This is a genomic window from Nocardiopsis rhodophaea, from assembly GCF_039530945.1.
Lineage (GTDB): Bacteria > Actinomycetota > Actinomycetes > Streptosporangiales > Streptosporangiaceae > Nocardiopsis_C > Nocardiopsis_C rhodophaea.
The window spans coordinates 384,459-399,284 of sequence record NZ_BAAAPC010000002.1 but is presented as its reverse complement, the minus strand read 5'-3'; the positions used below and the strand labels follow the sequence as shown (position 1 = coordinate 399,284).

Annotated in this window: 13 protein-coding genes, 1 rRNA gene and 1 pseudogene; 6 read left to right on the top strand and 9 right to left on the bottom strand. The window is 68.8% G+C overall.

Translation table 11 applies throughout. The features are described from left to right. Nucleotides 1–251, top strand: a 23S ribosomal RNA gene (locus ABD259_RS03670); the annotation flags it as partial. Nucleotides 252–616: 365 nt separating this feature from the next. Here ABD259_RS03670 and ABD259_RS03665 read toward each other — a convergent pair. Beyond that, nucleotides 617–1,144 (bottom strand): J domain-containing protein, encoded by a 528-nt coding sequence (locus ABD259_RS03665; protein ID WP_344160168.1) that lies wholly within the window; start codon nucleotides 1,142–1,144, stop codon nucleotides 617–619. A 126-nt stretch (nucleotides 1,145–1,270) separates the two neighbouring features. Further along, nucleotides 1,271–1,435 (bottom strand): annotated as a pseudogene (locus ABD259_RS25790) (J domain-containing protein); the annotation flags it as partial. A gap of 131 nt (nucleotides 1,436–1,566) precedes the next feature. Here ABD259_RS25790 and ABD259_RS03660 point away from each other — a divergent pair. After that, entirely contained in the window at nucleotides 1,567–1,989 is a 423-nt protein-coding gene (locus ABD259_RS03660; RefSeq protein WP_344103527.1) for an Hsp20/alpha crystallin family protein, read from the top strand. A gap of 158 nt (nucleotides 1,990–2,147) precedes the next feature. Further along, a complete protein-coding gene (locus tag ABD259_RS03655) occupies nucleotides 2,148–2,633 on the top strand; it encodes an Hsp20/alpha crystallin family protein (protein ID WP_344103525.1) in 486 nt (161 codons plus the stop codon). A 158-nt stretch (nucleotides 2,634–2,791) separates the two neighbouring features. Here ABD259_RS03655 and ABD259_RS03650 read toward each other — a convergent pair whose 3' ends face one another. Further along, nucleotides 2,792–3,583, bottom strand: coding sequence for a hypothetical protein (locus tag ABD259_RS03650; protein ID WP_344103523.1), 792 nt, complete (start codon nucleotides 3,581–3,583; stop codon nucleotides 2,792–2,794). Between the two features lie 614 nt (nucleotides 3,584–4,197). Here ABD259_RS03650 and ABD259_RS03645 point away from each other — a divergent pair. Then, complete coding sequence (locus ABD259_RS03645) at nucleotides 4,198–4,971, top strand: bestrophin-like domain (protein WP_344103521.1); 774 nt, start codon at nucleotides 4,198–4,200, stop codon at nucleotides 4,969–4,971. A 32-nt stretch (nucleotides 4,972–5,003) separates the two neighbouring features. On the opposite strand, the gene ABD259_RS03640 is transcribed toward ABD259_RS03645, so the two are convergent. Further along, nucleotides 5,004–5,726, bottom strand: coding sequence for a hypothetical protein (locus tag ABD259_RS03640; protein WP_344160165.1), 723 nt, complete (start codon nucleotides 5,724–5,726; stop codon nucleotides 5,004–5,006). Nucleotides 5,727–6,169: 443 nt separating this feature from the next. Between ABD259_RS03640 and ABD259_RS03635 the strand changes: the two genes are divergently transcribed. Both ABD259_RS03635 and ABD259_RS03630 read left to right on the top strand, forming a co-directional pair. Beyond that, nucleotides 6,170–6,937, top strand: coding sequence for an enoyl-CoA hydratase/isomerase family protein (locus tag ABD259_RS03635; RefSeq protein WP_344160162.1), 768 nt, complete (start codon nucleotides 6,170–6,172; stop codon nucleotides 6,935–6,937). Nucleotides 6,938–7,099: 162 nt separating this feature from the next. After that, nucleotides 7,100–7,819, top strand: a complete 720-nt coding sequence (locus ABD259_RS03630; protein ID WP_344103515.1) for a peptidoglycan recognition protein family protein — start codon at nucleotides 7,100–7,102, stop codon at nucleotides 7,817–7,819. 117 nt (nucleotides 7,820–7,936) lie between these two features. On the opposite strand, the gene ABD259_RS03625 is transcribed toward ABD259_RS03630, so the two are convergent. The 5 genes from ABD259_RS03625 to ABD259_RS03605 form a co-directional block, all read right to left on the bottom strand. Continuing rightward, nucleotides 7,937–8,800, bottom strand: a complete 864-nt coding sequence (locus tag ABD259_RS03625) for an SAM-dependent methyltransferase (protein WP_344160160.1) — start codon at nucleotides 8,798–8,800, stop codon at nucleotides 7,937–7,939. A 209-nt stretch (nucleotides 8,801–9,009) separates the two neighbouring features. Next, nucleotides 9,010–9,864 (bottom strand): SAM-dependent methyltransferase, encoded by an 855-nt coding sequence (locus ABD259_RS03620; protein ID WP_344160157.1) that lies wholly within the window; start codon nucleotides 9,862–9,864, stop codon nucleotides 9,010–9,012. A gap of 669 nt (nucleotides 9,865–10,533) precedes the next feature. Beyond that, nucleotides 10,534–12,780, bottom strand: coding sequence for an ABC transporter ATP-binding protein (locus tag ABD259_RS03615; RefSeq protein WP_425573477.1), 2,247 nt, complete (start codon nucleotides 12,778–12,780; stop codon nucleotides 10,534–10,536). Beyond that, on the bottom strand, nucleotides 12,777–13,727 hold the full coding sequence (locus ABD259_RS03610) for an ABC transporter permease (RefSeq protein WP_412759388.1): 951 nt from the start codon (nucleotides 13,725–13,727) through the stop codon (nucleotides 12,777–12,779). The genes ABD259_RS03615 and ABD259_RS03610 overlap by 4 nt, the downstream gene beginning before the upstream one ends. Continuing rightward, nucleotides 13,720–14,730, bottom strand: a complete 1,011-nt coding sequence (locus ABD259_RS03605) for an ABC transporter permease (protein WP_344103509.1) — start codon at nucleotides 14,728–14,730, stop codon at nucleotides 13,720–13,722. The genes ABD259_RS03610 and ABD259_RS03605 overlap by 8 nt, the downstream gene beginning before the upstream one ends. Nucleotides 14,731–14,826: the final 96 nt, after the last annotated feature.

The window sequence follows — 14,826 nt, the reverse complement described above, 5'->3', positions numbered from 1 at the left end:
CCTAGTACGAGAGGACCGGGACGGACGAACCTCTGGTGTGCCAGTTGTTCCGCCAGGAGCATGGCTGGTTGGCTACGTTCGGGAGAGATAACCGCTGAAAGCATCTAAGTGGGAAGCTTGCTTCGAGTTGAGGTCTCCTGCCCTTGTGAGGGGGTAAGGCTCCCAGTAGATGACTGGGTTGATAGGCCGGGTGTGGAAGCCTTGTGAGGGGTGGAGCTGACCGGTACTAATCGGCCGAGGACTTTGCCCTACTCCATAACCCGCGCGGCGTCCACCGTGGAGTCGTCGAGTTCGACCTCCGTGCACATGGAAACGGCGCGCCTACCGAGGGCGCGCCCTCCTTTTGCGCTCGGGCTCAAAGGGCCACCAGTCGCACTGTCGCCGATACCCGCGTTCTCCAGCGGTGGGCCACATCACATCGTCGACCGCGCCGCTTCAGGGGCCGCCACGCGGGACGGTCTCCGCCGCATGGCCCAGAGCGGCGTACCGTCGGCGCGGCACACGCCCGCGTCGCGCGCTTGGTCCACATGTGCGGGGACGCCGCGCCGACGGCGGCCGACCGTTCTCGCGCAATGGGCGGCGGACGTAGCGTCGGTGGTGGGATTGGGACGCGCTGTCAGTGGCCGGGGCGGTGGCCGCGTGGGTCCCGGGGCGGTGGCGGGAGCAGCTCGGCCAGGCGCTGGAGCGTTGCGCGCTGGTCGGCCCCCAGCTCCTGGGGGATGTGGACCTGGATCTCCAGCACGAGGTCGCCCGTCGGGCGTCGGCCCTGGCCAGGGACGCCGTGGCCGGGAACGCGCAGCCGATGGCCAGGGGCGGTTCCGGGCGGGACGGTGACATCCACTTCCGCACCCGACAGAGTGGTCACGGGTACGGTCGCGCCCAGCACGGCTTCGGGGTAGCTGATCGTGAGGGTGGCGCTCAGGTCCGCGCCGACACGTCGGTAGGTGGGGTGCTCGGCCACCAGTACGGTCACCATGAGATCGCCGGCCGGACCTCCGTGGCGCCCGGGGCGGCCGCTGCCGACCACACGCACCCGGTGCCGGTGCGGCACTCCCGGGGGTATCCGGACCGCCGCCGGGCCGTGGCGTCCCCGATCGACCATGACGGTCGTGCCGAACACCGCCTGCTCCAGGTCTAGTTCCACCGCGGCGGAGATATCCGATCCCCGACGCGGGGTCGGGGTCGTGACCCGCACCGGGATCGGGACGCCGGACGCGGGGGCGGATCGCCGTGGCGACGAACCCCTGCTCCCGGAACGCTCGCGCGCGCGGAGCTTCTCATAGGCGTCGCGAATGCGGGCGAACGCAGCGGGGTCGCCCGCGCCGGAATCCGGATGGTATCGGCGCGCCAGCGCACGGAACGCCCGGGTGACCTGATCCCGGGTGGCGTCGGCACTCACCCCCAGAACTTCGTGTGGATCTTGCGCACCAGGCACCGCCCTCCACCTCCTCTCGTGCGGGCGAGAAACGCACGCTTTCGTTCCCTTGTTTACATGCCCAGAGATGTGGTATATAACCTGAGCCAGGTCGTAGCAGGTTTCATGAGCGAATCTGGGAGGTGACTAAGATGCTGATGCGCACCGACCCGTTCCGCGAGTTCGACCGCATGGCGCAGCGCCTGCTGGGTGACACGGCCCGGGCGACGACCATGCCGATGGACGCCTACCGTGAGGACGACGCATTTGTGATGCACTTCGACCTTCCCGGCGTCCGCGCGGACTCCATCGACCTCGAAGTCGAGCGCGACGTACTGACCGTCAGCGCCAAGCGCGAGAGCGCGGTGGCGGACAAGGACCCCGTCGTCGCGGAACGGCCTGCGGGCACCTTCTCTCGGCAGCTGTTCCTCGGCGAGGCCCTGGACACCGACAACATCTCCGCCACCTACGCGGAGGGCGTGCTCACGCTGCGGGTCCCGGTCGCCGAGCAGGCCAAGCCCCGCAAGATCAACGTGGTGGAGAGCGCTGGCCCCGCCGCGGAGATCAAGGCGTGAGGCCAACAGCACGCCCGGCCTCCGCGGAGGCGTGACACGAAGGTCCGGGCCCGCACCAGCGGGGTCGCCCACCGAGCGACCGCCGCGGCGGCGCGGGCCCCGACCGCGGTGGGCAACGGCCACGTACCGGAGTAGCGCAGCGAATCGCGAAGGGAGTGATGGCTGTGAACCTCCTTCCGGTCCGGCGTGAGAACACCGCCCCGCACCGGCAGAACGCTCCTTCCTGGCGCCCCTTCCCCGAGCTCGACGCCGTCCACGAGCGGTTGGACCAGCTGTTCAACACGTTGTGGACGGAGTTCGGCCGGCCAGGGGGTGAGCACGTCTGGCGTCCGCTGGCTGATCTCGTCGAGACGGACGACTCCTACATCGTCGAGATCGAGCTGCCCGGCGTACGCAAGCGGGACATCACCATCGACACCTACGACCGCGAACTGGTCGTCCGCGGCGAAATGAAGGAGAGCGAGAGCGGCGGCCGGTTCTGGCGGCGCACGCGGCCCGTCGGCCATTTCGAGCACAACGTGGTCCTGCCAAGCGCGGTGGACACGGACTCCATCACGGCGTCCCTGAACGACGGAGTCCTCCGTATCACCGCGCCGAAGGCCACCGCAGCCCGGCCGCGTCGCATCGAGGTCACCGCCGGCTGACCGGTCGGACCGGCCCCGCCGAGCGGGAACGGTCGGGCCGGGACCGACGTCGGACGGCGGAGGCTTGCCATGGTGAAAGCGCGACGGCCCCCTCGCGCTCCCGCAGTGGAGCGTGAGGGGGCCTGCTTGTGCCGGCGCTCGGGTCGTTCAGCGAGTGATCACCGGGTGAGACGCCATCCGTACCGCACCGGCTCCTTGGGCAGGTAGTTCACGTCGCCGTAGCGGTAGCCGTACCGCATCTTGGTGAACTTGATGCTCTTGCCGTAGACGTACCAGCTACCGGGGTAGCCCGGCTTCGACCAGCTCCACTGGTGGACGACGCCACCGACGCGGGCCGTCTGGTCGGCCACCCGGTACCCGTTCGGCTTCCACCGCACGACCTCGTGGGCCGCCGTGGCCGGGGTGGCGTAGGACGAGAAGGTCGCTCCAGCGCGCACCGGCATTCCCTCGGGCCGGAACCACGGGTAGCTCAGCCGCTCACCGGACATGGTCAGGTCGGACACGTTGGTGTCCGCCATGAAGAGCACCGGCTGGGACGTGGAGCGGAACCCCAGCAGGTCGGTCCGGTAGTAGACATTGACCTTGCCGATCACCAGTGGGCCGTACCCGAAGGAACCGGCACTTGAGAAGTCGCCGCTGATCGCCGAGTAGCGGGACCAGCAGGCCTGCGATGTGCAGTGGGTGCTGGCCTGCTGCGCCGTGGCCTCATCCGCGGCTTCGAGCGCGGTCTCGTGCGCCTCGGCCTGGTCCCGCTTGTCGCTCAGGCACAGCCAGTTGCCGCTGCGCTCCTCGACCGGCAGGTCGCACTGCTCGGCGCCGACCGTCGTGACGTCGGTTTGCGCATAAGCGCGGTTCACCGGCGACCCCGCGGGCGTCTCCGCCGTCGCCGGGGCAGCCATCGACAGCGTCATCGCCGCGGCCGCCGCCAAAAGAAAACTGATCCGAGTCATTTATACCCCTTTCAAGTAATAATGACCGGCCGATCAATGTGCATGCTTTTATTCGCCGAATAATTCGTCAAGGAGATACAGATGGCCGGATCTGGCCAAGATCAAAATCGGGCAACACGCGCACCGCCTGACATGCGAGAATGAAGATCACCGCATATCAAGTCAAGAATTTGACATTAGAATGAATTCCGAATCCGCGTTCGCGTATTCTTCGCTGAAATGCAGGCGGCGCGACCTTCAACCGTTCACCGCGCGAACATTTTCAGGGACATCGAACCCACGGCTGGCCAAACCATCCCGATAACACCGGCTTCGCACCGATTCGCCGATAATGCGGCGGAATGCTCGCCACGTCCGTCGCAGCGGCGGGGGTGGACCGGCCCTCTCCACCACGGCGTCCTGCGAACTGTTGACGGCATTCCCATGTTTTCTCCGAAAACACCCCCTCCCATTGATCCACGTGGTAGGGATGAAGTTGGTCTGCCGGACGCGTGTCATATTCGCCGCTTCTCCGCTCCTTAATATTCTCCGCGCAGATCCGGACGGCCACCCCACAACGGACCCGATCCCGGTGTCGCCCCCCTGTCGATTCTTGAGAATTCTTCTGGAGCGTTATGACCCTCAGCCCTTTGTCTCTCCTCATCGCCATCGCCGTGCTGACGGCGGCCGGCGTCGTGATCGTGCGCCGTTTCGGATTCAAGCCCCACGAGGATGGCGGCGCGATCGGCAATCTGATCATTCCGTGCCTGCTGTCCATCTATCTGATCGCCGTTGCCATGGGAATCGTCATCGGGTGGGAGAACAACCGCCAAGCCGCCGATGACGTGGTGGCCGAAGCGACGACAGCGACCGACCTCTACTGGAGCACCACGACATTCCCCGCCCGCAGCGGGGATCAGGTACGAAGGGAGCTGCGGACCTATATCGAAACCGTGATCCGCAACGACTGGCCGGAGATGCGGCACGGTGAGCTCAGCCCCGCGGGCGACTCCGCCCTCGGCCGCCTCCGGGCGAGCGTGGCCCAAGTCCCCACATCGGACCAGTCCGCCGCGCTCGACCGCATGGTCGCGCGGCAGGAGGTATCCGGGCTGGTCGACAAGCGCATCGAGCGGGCCGACTCCGCCCAGAACCACATCCCCCGCACGCTCGTCCTGATCACCGCGGTCACCGCGCTCGCCATCGCCGTCCTGCCGTTCGGGATGGGCGGAACGCGCACCCGCGCGGGCGTCTTCTGGTCCGTGACCAACATGGTGATTGTCGCGTCGACGGTGGCGGCCCTGGTGTTCCTGGATAACCCCTATGCCGGGCTGATCCCGGTCGATTCGGAACCGCTTGAGGAGGCACTCGCCGGATTCGACCGGATCGACCAGGTCACCGGGCGCCTGTGAGTCACCGCCCGAGGACGTCTTCCCCGCCTGGACTACAGACGCAGCCGGGAGGCGCCCACGGACACGGTGATAGCGATGAGCGCGGCGATCACCATCATCCGCACCGGGGGAAAGTGACCGGACGGCGCCTCCGGCCCTCCGTTCGGCAGGGGACCGACCCGCAGATGGACCACCTCGTTCTCGTCGGCGTCCGGCTCCGCCGGTTCCTTCGGCGGCTCCGGCTCGTCCCGGTCAGGGACGGGCTCGTCCTGGGGCGCGACCACCGGCTCCGCTATCGGGGCCGCGGCCAGCTGGGGTGAGCGCGGCGGGGGCTGCGCCGGAGCCTCTGGGCGCGGGGGCGACGGTTCGGCGGGCACGAATTCCGGCTCGGTCGACGGGTCCGGCGACGGTTCCGCGGGCTCCGGGGCGGCGGGGGGCGGTGGATCCGCCGGTGGTTCGGGCTGTTCCGGAGGCTCGGACGGCTCGGGAGACTCCGGCGGTTCCGACGGCTCTGGTGGCACGGGGGGCTGGGGGGCGGGAGACGGGGATTCGGGGGGTTCCGGGGCGGGCGGCGGCGGGCAGCCCGGTCGGCCGACGGACACCGCGATCCCCACCGCGGCAACGCAGACCGAGACGTCCACTCCGGCGCCCACACCCCCGCGGGGGATCGCTTCCACGGAGGCGTCGGCCTCCGCGTCGACGCTCACCTCCTCCACAGCATCGGCGTGGGCCGTATCGGCCGCTGCCCCGACGACCGTGACGAGTGCGATGGCCACCACCGCTCCACGAGCGCCGGAGCCGGGCGCACAGCTTTCCACCATTTCCACCCAGATCCCCTCTTCGGCGATATTCTGCGCGTACTACGAAGGAAAAGGAGACCCCCTTACGAGGAGTAACCAACCGATTCCACAACGGCCATCATGTGCGATGCTGTTTGGCCTGTCAGTCGAAATCCAGATATCTGGACGCCGCACCCACAAGAACGGTAAATAGGGCGTTCTTTTCCGGGGCTCCCAAGCGGACCGTTTCATCGGCGGGCGGACCCGGCCACCCCGCCCGTAGCGGGGACTGGCACCGGTCCACCCCCAACGCACCCGCACCCATCGCACCCAACCGCCGGGGTGTCGACGAGCCGGGGGGACCACGGACCGTAAGGTCGGCATGCAGCCGTGGCGGCGTGGCACCCGCCCCGCCGACGACCACCGACAGGGACATCCGCATGACCGACGCAGTGCCCGGCCTCCGCCTTACCGTCAAGGACGCCATCGCGACGATCACCATCGACCACCCGGCGAAGCGCAACGCGATGACCGCCGGGATGTACACCGGCCTCCCGCCGCTCCTTGCCGAGTTGCGCGACGACACCAGCGTGCGGGTGGCCGTGCTCACCGGCGCCGGCGACACCTTCTGCTCCGGCGCCGACATCTCCGCACTCGACGACATCACCGGCGAGAACGACCTGCCCACGGCCGCCGAGGAGGCGATGGCGGCGTTCCCCAAGCCGGTCATCGCGGCGATTCGCGGCCACTGCTACGGCGGCGCCTGCCAGCTGGCCGCGGCCTGCGACCTCCGTATCGCCGCGGACGACGCCCGCTTCGCCATCACCCCGGCCAAGCTCGGGATCATCTACCCCGTAAGCGCCCTGGCGCGGCTGGTCCATCTCGCCGGACCGGCCACGGTCAAGCAGCTGGTCTACTCCGCCGATCCGATCGACGCCGACCACGCGCTGCGTACCGGGCTGTGCGACGAGGTGGTGCCGGTCGAGCGGCTCGGCGACCGCGTCGACGCGCTGGCCCGCACCTTCGCCGGGCGATCGCAGTTCACGTTGCGCGCCACCAAGGACATCATCGACCGGGTCAGCTCGGGCACCCTGACCGACGACGTCGTCCACGGCTGGTTCACCCAGATGCGCACGTCGGGAGATCTCGACGAGGGAGTGGCCGCGTTCCTGGAACGCCGTGCCCCCGATTTTCGATGGAATGGCTGATCTTAACGATCAATATGTCGCGGAACTCGTTGAGAATTTGACGATTCAATGCGAGCGCACAGGGTATTCGTACGATAACGGCTGGGCACTACGCAGTCCTCCGTCAGCGGCCCGGCCGACCCCGCATGGATCGTCCCCCGCTCTTGAACGGAGATCCCCGGCATGGTCAGCATTATCAGCCGCTCGGCGTGGGGAGCGCGCCCCCCACGCAGCCGGAACACCACCACCTGGAGCCGCCGCGTCGAAGTGACGGTGCACTACAGCCAGGGTCCCACCACGCAGACGCCCCGGCAGATCCAAGACTTCCACATGGATTCCAACGGGTGGGCCGACATCGGCTACAACTTCCTCGTCGACAACCAGGGCAACGCCTATGAGGGGCGGGGATGGCTGGTCATCGGCGCCCACGCCGCGCCGCGCAACACCGAGGGCATCGGCGTGTGCTTCATGGGCCGCGACGGCGACGCCACCACGGCCGCCAAGCGCACCCTTCGCGCACTCTACGACGACGCCAACTACCGTGCCGGGCGCACCCTGGCCCAGAAAGGCCACCGCGACATCAATCCCACGTCGTGCCCGGGGGACGACCTGTACGCGTGGGTCAAGTCCGGGATGCCCGTCCACGGCGACGCGCCCCCGGACCAGGCTCCGCCCTGGCCCGGCGTGTACCTGCGCTACCCACCGATCACCCGCCACTCCTCGGTCACCACCTGGCAGGCCAGAATGGCCTACCGCGGCTGGTACATCACGGTCGACGGCGCCTACGGACCGAAGTCCAAGCACGTCTGCGTCCAGTTCCAGCGCGAGAAGCGGCTCCTGGTGGACGGAATCGTCGGCCCCCAAACCTGGCGCGCCAGTTGGGAGGCGCCGATCACCCCGTAAGACCGCCACGCTTCGGGCGGCCGGCACGGCCCGGGATACAGGTCGGCGCACCCCACCGGCCGCTTCGAGGCGGCGTTCGCGCTGTTCCCCGGAGCAGCCGCCTGCCCCGGGGAACGCTCAGTCGCCCGCGCCGGACGATGTGCGCGCGATGCCCGCCATCAGCGTCCAGTGGTAGGGCTCGAACTCCTCGAACGGCATGACCTCGGGACCGTCGGGGTCCTCCGGATACCACCGCGACAGGTACTCCACCCCCGGCGGGACCAGCTCCATGCCGAGGAAGTGGTCGTGCACCTCGTCCAGCGAACGCAGCCACCCCGTACCGAGCGCCTCCAGGCAGGCGCGCGAGAGCGCGTGCTGGGCCGGGTGCCCAGTGTCGAGCCAGGTGGTGATGAACAGGTGGCTGCCCGGACACATCGGGCGCATCAACTCGGCCAGGATCTCGTTCGGCTTTTCAAAGTCGTGCAGGTGCATCAGCATCCCGACGACGAGGAGCCCGATAGGGCGGTCGAAGTCGAGGAACGCGGAAACGCCGGGGTGTCCCAGAATGTACGTGGGATCGCGCAGGTCGGCCGTGATGACGGTGGTCGTCCTGTTGTCCGCGAGGAGGGCGCGGCCATGCGACAGCACCATCGGGTCATTGTCGACGTAGATGACCCGGGCATCAGGAATGACCTCCTGAGCCGCGTCATGTGTGTTCTTCATCGTGGGCAGGCCGCAGCCGATATCAAGGAACTGGTCGACGCCCGCGACCCGCGCCATGTACCGCACGCCGCGGATCAGCGCTGCCCGATTCAGCGCCGCGGCCGCGCGTGAATGCGGCAGATGGGCCTCAATAACCTCGGCGGCGTTCCGGTCGGCCTCGAAATTGTCTTTGCCCCCGAGGAGCGCGTCGTAGACACGAGCCGCTGAGGCGGAGGACAGGCCGAAGTCGGGACGATACTTCCGGTCGTGACCGGAAGCCGTCCGATCGGGAGTGCTCATGGACCACGCCTTTACATCGAATCGTCGGTCCCCGCGCCTGGCGCTCGAACTGGAGGTGCCGACCACCCCGCGAGCCCCGGGGGGCCAGAGGCGTCCCGCGCTCTGGGACACGCCTTCCTCTTCTTCGGCCGCACTGTCGCGACGGGCATGTCCTGCGCCCAGGGGCACCCCTCCGCGCGGGGACCGTTCCGTCGGGCGAGGGGACCCGTTCAGTCTGACGACTTGCGCGCGATGCCCGCCATCATCGTCCAGTGGTAGGGCTCGAACTCTTCGAACGGCATGACGTCGGGGCCGTCGGGGTCTTCGGGGTACCACCGCGAGAGGTACTCCAACCCCGGCGGGACCAGCTCCATGCCGAGGAAGTGGTCGTACACCTCGTCCAGCGGGCGCAGCCACCCGTTGCCGAGCGTTTCGATGCAGGCCCGCGAGAGCGCGTGCTGGGCCGGATGCCCGGTGTCCGGCCAGGTGGTGATGAACAGGTGGCTGCCCGGACACATCGGGCGCATCAACTCGGCCAGGATCTCGTTCGGCTTTTCCGAGTCGTGCAGCTGCATCAGCATGCCGACCACGATCAGCCCGATGGGGCGGTCGAAGTCGAGGAACGCGGAAACGCCGGGGTGCCCCAGGATGTACGTGGGATCGCGCAGGTCGGCCGTGATGACCGTGGTCGTCTTGTTGTCCTCAAGCAGAGCACGGCCATGCGACAGCACCATCGGGTCATTGTCGACGTAGACCACGTTGGCGTCCGGGATGATCTCCTGGGCGGCGTCGTGCGTGTTCATCATCGTGGGCAGGCCGCAGCCGATATCAAGGAACTGGTCGACGCCCGCGACCCGCGCCATGTACCGCACACCGCGAATCAGCGCCGCTCGGTTCAGCCACGCGGTCTCACGGGATTTGGGGAGATAGGCCACGAAGACGTCGGCAGCGCTCCGATCGACGTCGAAATTGTCTTTTCCGCCGAGGAGCGCGTCGTAGACACGAGCCGTTGATGCGGAGGACAGTCCGAAGTCGGGAAGATATTTCCGGTCTTTTCCGGAAGCCATCCCATCGGTAGTGCTCATTGACCAAGCCTTTTCGTGTACGTCGAGGAGTGTCTGCATCGTACGCCTCGGGCTTTTCCTCTGTCTTCGTCCTCGCCACAGACGGATGTCCGATCGGGGCCGAAACAGGCACGATGGGAACACTGGGGGCCAGAAGCACGCTCGGGCCGTTCTGCCCCCGACTCCGGTCGCGGTACGACGCCGCCCTGGGCCACCGACTCCCGCGGGCCGGTGACTCATTTGGCCTGATCATCCGGGGCTTCCAGAGAGTACTCGCGATGAAGGCCCCTCGCGGGAATCCATGTCGGCCGTAGTTCGGCGGACAAGGGACCGAGTTGTGGACACGACGTTATACAGGGAACGGCGCTGCATAATCGGCGCAGCCTGTACGATTTCGGCCAGGCCTACCCCATTAACATCATGACCATCGGCGGGACCGAAGGTGACCGGAATGCAGGCGTGTGCGCCGGCCGCCGCGAGCACGAGCCGGTGGCAGCGTCGGTTCGCCGGAGCGGCCGAAGCAATGCCCCACCCAATCGTGGTGGCGGGGCATGCGGACCGAGACGCGGCCACGCCGGGCGGCGTCCCCCCTACGGAACACGGCGGTTCCCGGTGCCCGGACCGACACGATGTTAGAAGCACCCCGTCGCCGACCGGGCCGCTTCCGCCGCCGCTCCCGTGGCCCTCCCATCAGACCAGGGTGCGCGCCTGAGCATAGTGGCAGGCGGAGGCGTGCCCGTGACCGCGGTCGACGAGCGCGGGGACCTCCTCGTCGCAGCGGCTCCGCTCCGAGTCCGACAGCTCGTCGGCGTACTTCGGGCAGCGCGTCCGGAACCGGCAGCCGGACGGCGGCGCCGCGGGGCTCGGCACATCGCCCGTCACCAGGATGCGTTGGCGCGTCCGCTCCTTGCGCGGGTCGGGCAGCGGGATAGCGGAGATCAGCGCCTGGGTGTAGGGGTGGGCCGCGGCCGTGAAAAGCTGGTCAGTTGTGCCCGTCTCGACAATCTTGCCCAGGTACATCACCGCCACCCGGTCGGCGATGTGCCGCACCACCGACAGGTCGTGCGAGACGAAGAGGTACGACAGCCCGAACTCCGCCTGCAGGTCCTCCAGCAGGTTGATCACTCCGGCCTGGATCGACACGTCGAGCGCCGAGACGGGCTCGTCGAGGATGAGCACCTTCGGGCGCAGTGCCAGCGCACGCGCGATTCCGATCCGCTGGCGCTGCCCGCCGGAGAACTCGTGCGGGTAGCGCGACCCGTGTTCGGGGTTGAGTCCGACCGTGCGGAGCAGGTCACGCACCCTGTCGCCGCCGTCGTCTCCGAACAGGCGGTGGATGCGCAGCGGCTCGGCGATGATCTCGAAGACGGTCATGCGCGGGTCGAGCGACGCGAAGGGGTCCTGGAACACGATCTGCAGGTCCCGCCGCAGCGGCCGCATCGCCCCACCCGTGAGGCCGGTCAGCCGCCGGTCCCCGTAGCGCACGTCGCCCGCTGTCGCCGGGATCAGCCGCAGCAAAAGCCGCGCGGTGGTCGACTTTCCGCAGCCGGACTCCCCCACCAGCGCGAGGGTCTCCTCCGCGCGCAGCTCCAGGGAGACCCCGCAGACGGCGTGGATCTCCCCGACACCGCGCCTGATGATGCCCTTCGAGCGGACCGGGAAGTGCTTGACCAGCTCGTCGGCGGTGAGCAGGGGTTCTCCCGGGCCGGCCTGCGCGCGGCGTCCGACGGGAGCCCGCGGGGCGGCTTCCGCGTCGGCCGCGCCCTGTGCCCCCGCCGCCTTCACCGCGCGGACCGCCTCGATACTCTCGGCGTCGATCGCCGTCGGTTGGAACAGCTCCGCCGGCCGCGTCTCCCCCAGCCGGTCGCGGAAGTGGCACGCGGCCGCGTGCACCCGGGGATCGCTGCCGACAGCCGCGCCGCCGCCCGCACCTCCGCCGCCGGACTCCGGCACCGCCAGGGGCGGCTCCTCGCGCACGCATATCTCCTCGGCCATCGGGCAGCGCGGGGCGAACGCGCACCCCGGCGGCAGGTCCAGCATCGACGGAGGTGTGCCCAGGATCGGGGTGAGCCGTTGATACCGGGACTCGTCCATCCTCGGCACTCCGCCGAGCAATCCCAGCGTGTAGGGCATGCGCGGGCGGTGGAAGACCTCGTCGACGCTGCCGGTCTCCACGATCCGCCCCGCGTACATCACCGCGACCCGGTCGACGTGCCCGGCGATCACGCCCAGGTCGTGGGTGATGAGCACCAGCGCCGCCCCGGTCCGGTCCCGCGCGGTCTCCAGCGCCTCCAGCACCTGGGCCTGCACGGTCACGTCGAGCGCGGTGGTCGGCTCGTCGGCGATGATCACGTCCGGGTCGTTGGCCATCGCGATCGCGATCACCACCCGCTGCCGCATGCCGCCCGACAGCTCGTGCGGATAGGACCGCACCCGCTGCTCGGGGAACGGAATACCGACGATGTCCAGCAGTTCCACCGCCCGGGACCGGGCCTGCCGCTCGCTGACGTCGTGGTGCGCACGGACCGCCTCGGCGATCTGCCGACCCACCGTGTACACGGGGTTGAGCGAGGTCAGCGGGTCCTGGAAGATCATCGCGATGTTGTTCCCGCGCACCTTGCTGATCCGCTCGTCGTCGAGCCCGACCATCTCCTGGCCCAGCACCCGCGCGGACCCGGCGATCTGGGCCGTTCGGGGCAGCAGGCCCATGATCGCCAGGGACGTCACCGACTTGCCCGAGCCGGACTCGCCCACGATGCCCAGCGCCTCACCCCGACGCAGCCGGTAGGAGACCCCCCGAACGGCCCGCACCAGGCCGTCGTCGGTGGGAAAACCAACGGTCAGGTCGTCGACCTCCAGCACGGTCTCGCGCTCCGCCGCCGCTCCCGCGCCCGGGATGTGCGTGTCCATCGTCGTCATCTCCCCCACCACCGTCATCTCCGCACCATCGTCTGCCGGGGGTCGAGAGCGTCCCGGAGTCCGTCGCCGATGAAATTGATCGTCAGGCAGATCAGCACGATGATCAGGCCTGGCGGATAGAAGAGCCACGGCCGCGTGAACGCCGCCGTCTTCGCGTTGTCGACCATGAGTCCCAGTGAGATGTCCGGCGACTGGATGCCGAACCCGAGGAACGACATCGACGCCTCCAGCAGGATCGCCACCGCGATCAGCAGCGTCGCCGCCACGATGATCGGGCCCGCGGCGTTCGGCAGCAGGTGCCGGAACACGATCCGCGCGCCCGATGCGCCCGCCGCTCGGGCCGCCTCCACGAACTCCTGCTCGCGCAGGGACAGCACCACCCCGCGCACCACCCGCGAGATCGTGGTCCAGGAGAACGCGGCGATGATGAGCGCGACCGCGTACCAGGTCGTGCCGCCCCGGAAGTTGCCGCCGATGGCGGAGACGACGACCAGCAGGGGCACCACGAGCATCACGTCGACGACCCGCATCATGATGGCGTCGGGCCAGCCGCGCAGGTAGCCGGCCACCGCACCCCACACCGATCCGACGACCGTCGCGAGCAGGGACACGGTCAGCGCCACCTTCAGGGTCTGCTGGGTCCCGCGCATCAGCTGGCCGAGGATGTCGTGGCCGGCACTGGTGGTCCCCAACGGGTGGTCGAGGCTCGGCGGCTGGTTGCCCGGGATCTCCCGGTGCACCAGGTGGTCCCACGTCCACACATAGGGGCCGAGGAACGCGAACGCGGCGATGGCGATGAGCAGGACGAGACTGACCACGGCCGGGCGGTGGCGCAGGAAGCGCGTCATGATGACCCGGGTCTGACCGCGTTGCCGCGAGGTGGCCACCGGCTCGGCCCCGGCGCCCCGCCCCGGGACCGGGTCGTCGGTCGCGTGGTCCGTCGCGCGGCCTTCGGTGTCACTCATAGCGAATCCTCGGGTCGAGAACGGCGTAGAGGAGGTCGGCGACGAGGTTGGCGGTGATGACGATGACGCCGCTCAGCATCAGCCACCCCATGAGCGCATAGGAGTCGCTGTTCTTGATCGCCTCGACGAAGAAGTCGCCCAGCCCGCGCCATTGGAAGACGGTCTCGGTGAGGACGACCCCGTCGATGATCCCAGCGATGGTCACCGCCGCCACGGTGGTCAGCGGGATGAGTGCGGTGCGCAGCGCGTGGCGGCGCATCACCACCCGGTTGGGCAGGCCCTTGGCGCGCGCGAGCCGCACGTAGTCGCTGTTGAGCACTTCCAGCATGGAGGTGCGCTGGTAGCGGCTCCAGGCCGCGTACCCGGTCAGCATCAGGGCGAGCGTGGGCAGCACGAGGTGCGCGGCCATGTCACTCAGATGTTCGAGCGGGGTGAAGCCGCGGGTGTCGGGCGACGAGGCGCCGATGGTGGCGAAGAGCCGCACGCCGGCCTGCTGGTTGACCCATACTCCGGCCTCCTTGACCAGCGCGGCCAGCCAGAACGTCGGCATGGCGAGCGCGAGGAAGCCGATGAAGGTCAGGGTGTAGTCGATCATGGAGTACTGGCGCATCGCGCTGATGACGCCCGAGACGATGGCCAGTCCGAGGGCCAGCAGCACCGCCACGGTGACCAGGCGCATCGTGGTGGCGAGCCGCGCGGCGATGTGCTCGCCGATGTCGTAGTGCGGACCCTGCACCGACGGCCCGAACTTGCCCTGAAGTAGGCCGATGTCGCCGTTGCCACCGATTCCCGTCAGCCACAGCACGTACCGCTCGGCCATGCCGCGGTCGAGGTAGAGGCGCTCCCGCTCCTGTTCGATCACCTCGGGCGAGGGCGGGGGTTGCTGGATGAGCAGGTCGGCAAGGGGGTCCCCGGACACGTCGATGAGCAGGAACGACAGCAGGGAGGCCGCGAGGAGCACGGGGATCGTGCCCAGAAGCCGCCGCATGGTGTAGACGAGCATGGGGATGGTTCCCTTCACGGGGTCGCCGGGAGGGCGACCGGGCCCGGAACGTCGGGGTTGGCCGGGCCCGGCCGTGTCGCAAGCGGGTACAGCGCC

Bases quoted from the DNA above. Each gene is read 5' to 3' on its own strand.
- ABD259_RS03660 (WP_344103527.1), top strand. From the start codon at position 1,567: ATGCTGATGCGCACCGACCCGTTCCGCGAGTTCGACCGCATGGCGCAG.
- ABD259_RS03655 (WP_344103525.1), top strand. From the start codon at position 2,148: ATGGCTGTGAACCTCCTTCCGGTCCGGCGTGAGAACACCGCCCCGCAC.
- ABD259_RS03650 (WP_344103523.1), bottom strand. From the start codon at position 3,583: ATGACTCGGATCAGTTTTCTTTTGGCGGCGGCCGCGGCGATGACGCTG.
- ABD259_RS03645 (WP_344103521.1), top strand. From the start codon at position 4,198: ATGACCCTCAGCCCTTTGTCTCTCCTCATCGCCATCGCCGTGCTGACG.
- ABD259_RS03635 (WP_344160162.1), top strand. From the start codon at position 6,170: ATGACCGACGCAGTGCCCGGCCTCCGCCTTACCGTCAAGGACGCCATC.
- ABD259_RS03630 (WP_344103515.1), top strand. From the start codon at position 7,100: ATGGTCAGCATTATCAGCCGCTCGGCGTGGGGAGCGCGCCCCCCACGC.
- ABD259_RS03625 (WP_344160160.1), bottom strand. From the start codon at position 8,800: ATGAGCACTCCCGATCGGACGGCTTCCGGTCACGACCGGAAGTATCGT.
- ABD259_RS03620 (WP_344160157.1), bottom strand. From the start codon at position 9,864: ATGAGCACTACCGATGGGATGGCTTCCGGAAAAGACCGGAAATATCTT.
- ABD259_RS03615 (WP_425573477.1), bottom strand. From the start codon at position 12,780: ATGACGGTGGTGGGGGAGATGACGACGATGGACACGCACATCCCGGGC.
- ABD259_RS03610 (WP_412759388.1), bottom strand. From the start codon at position 13,727: ATGAGTGACACCGAAGGCCGCGCGACGGACCACGCGACCGACGACCCG.
- ABD259_RS03605 (WP_344103509.1), bottom strand. From the start codon at position 14,730: ATGCTCGTCTACACCATGCGGCGGCTTCTGGGCACGATCCCCGTGCTC.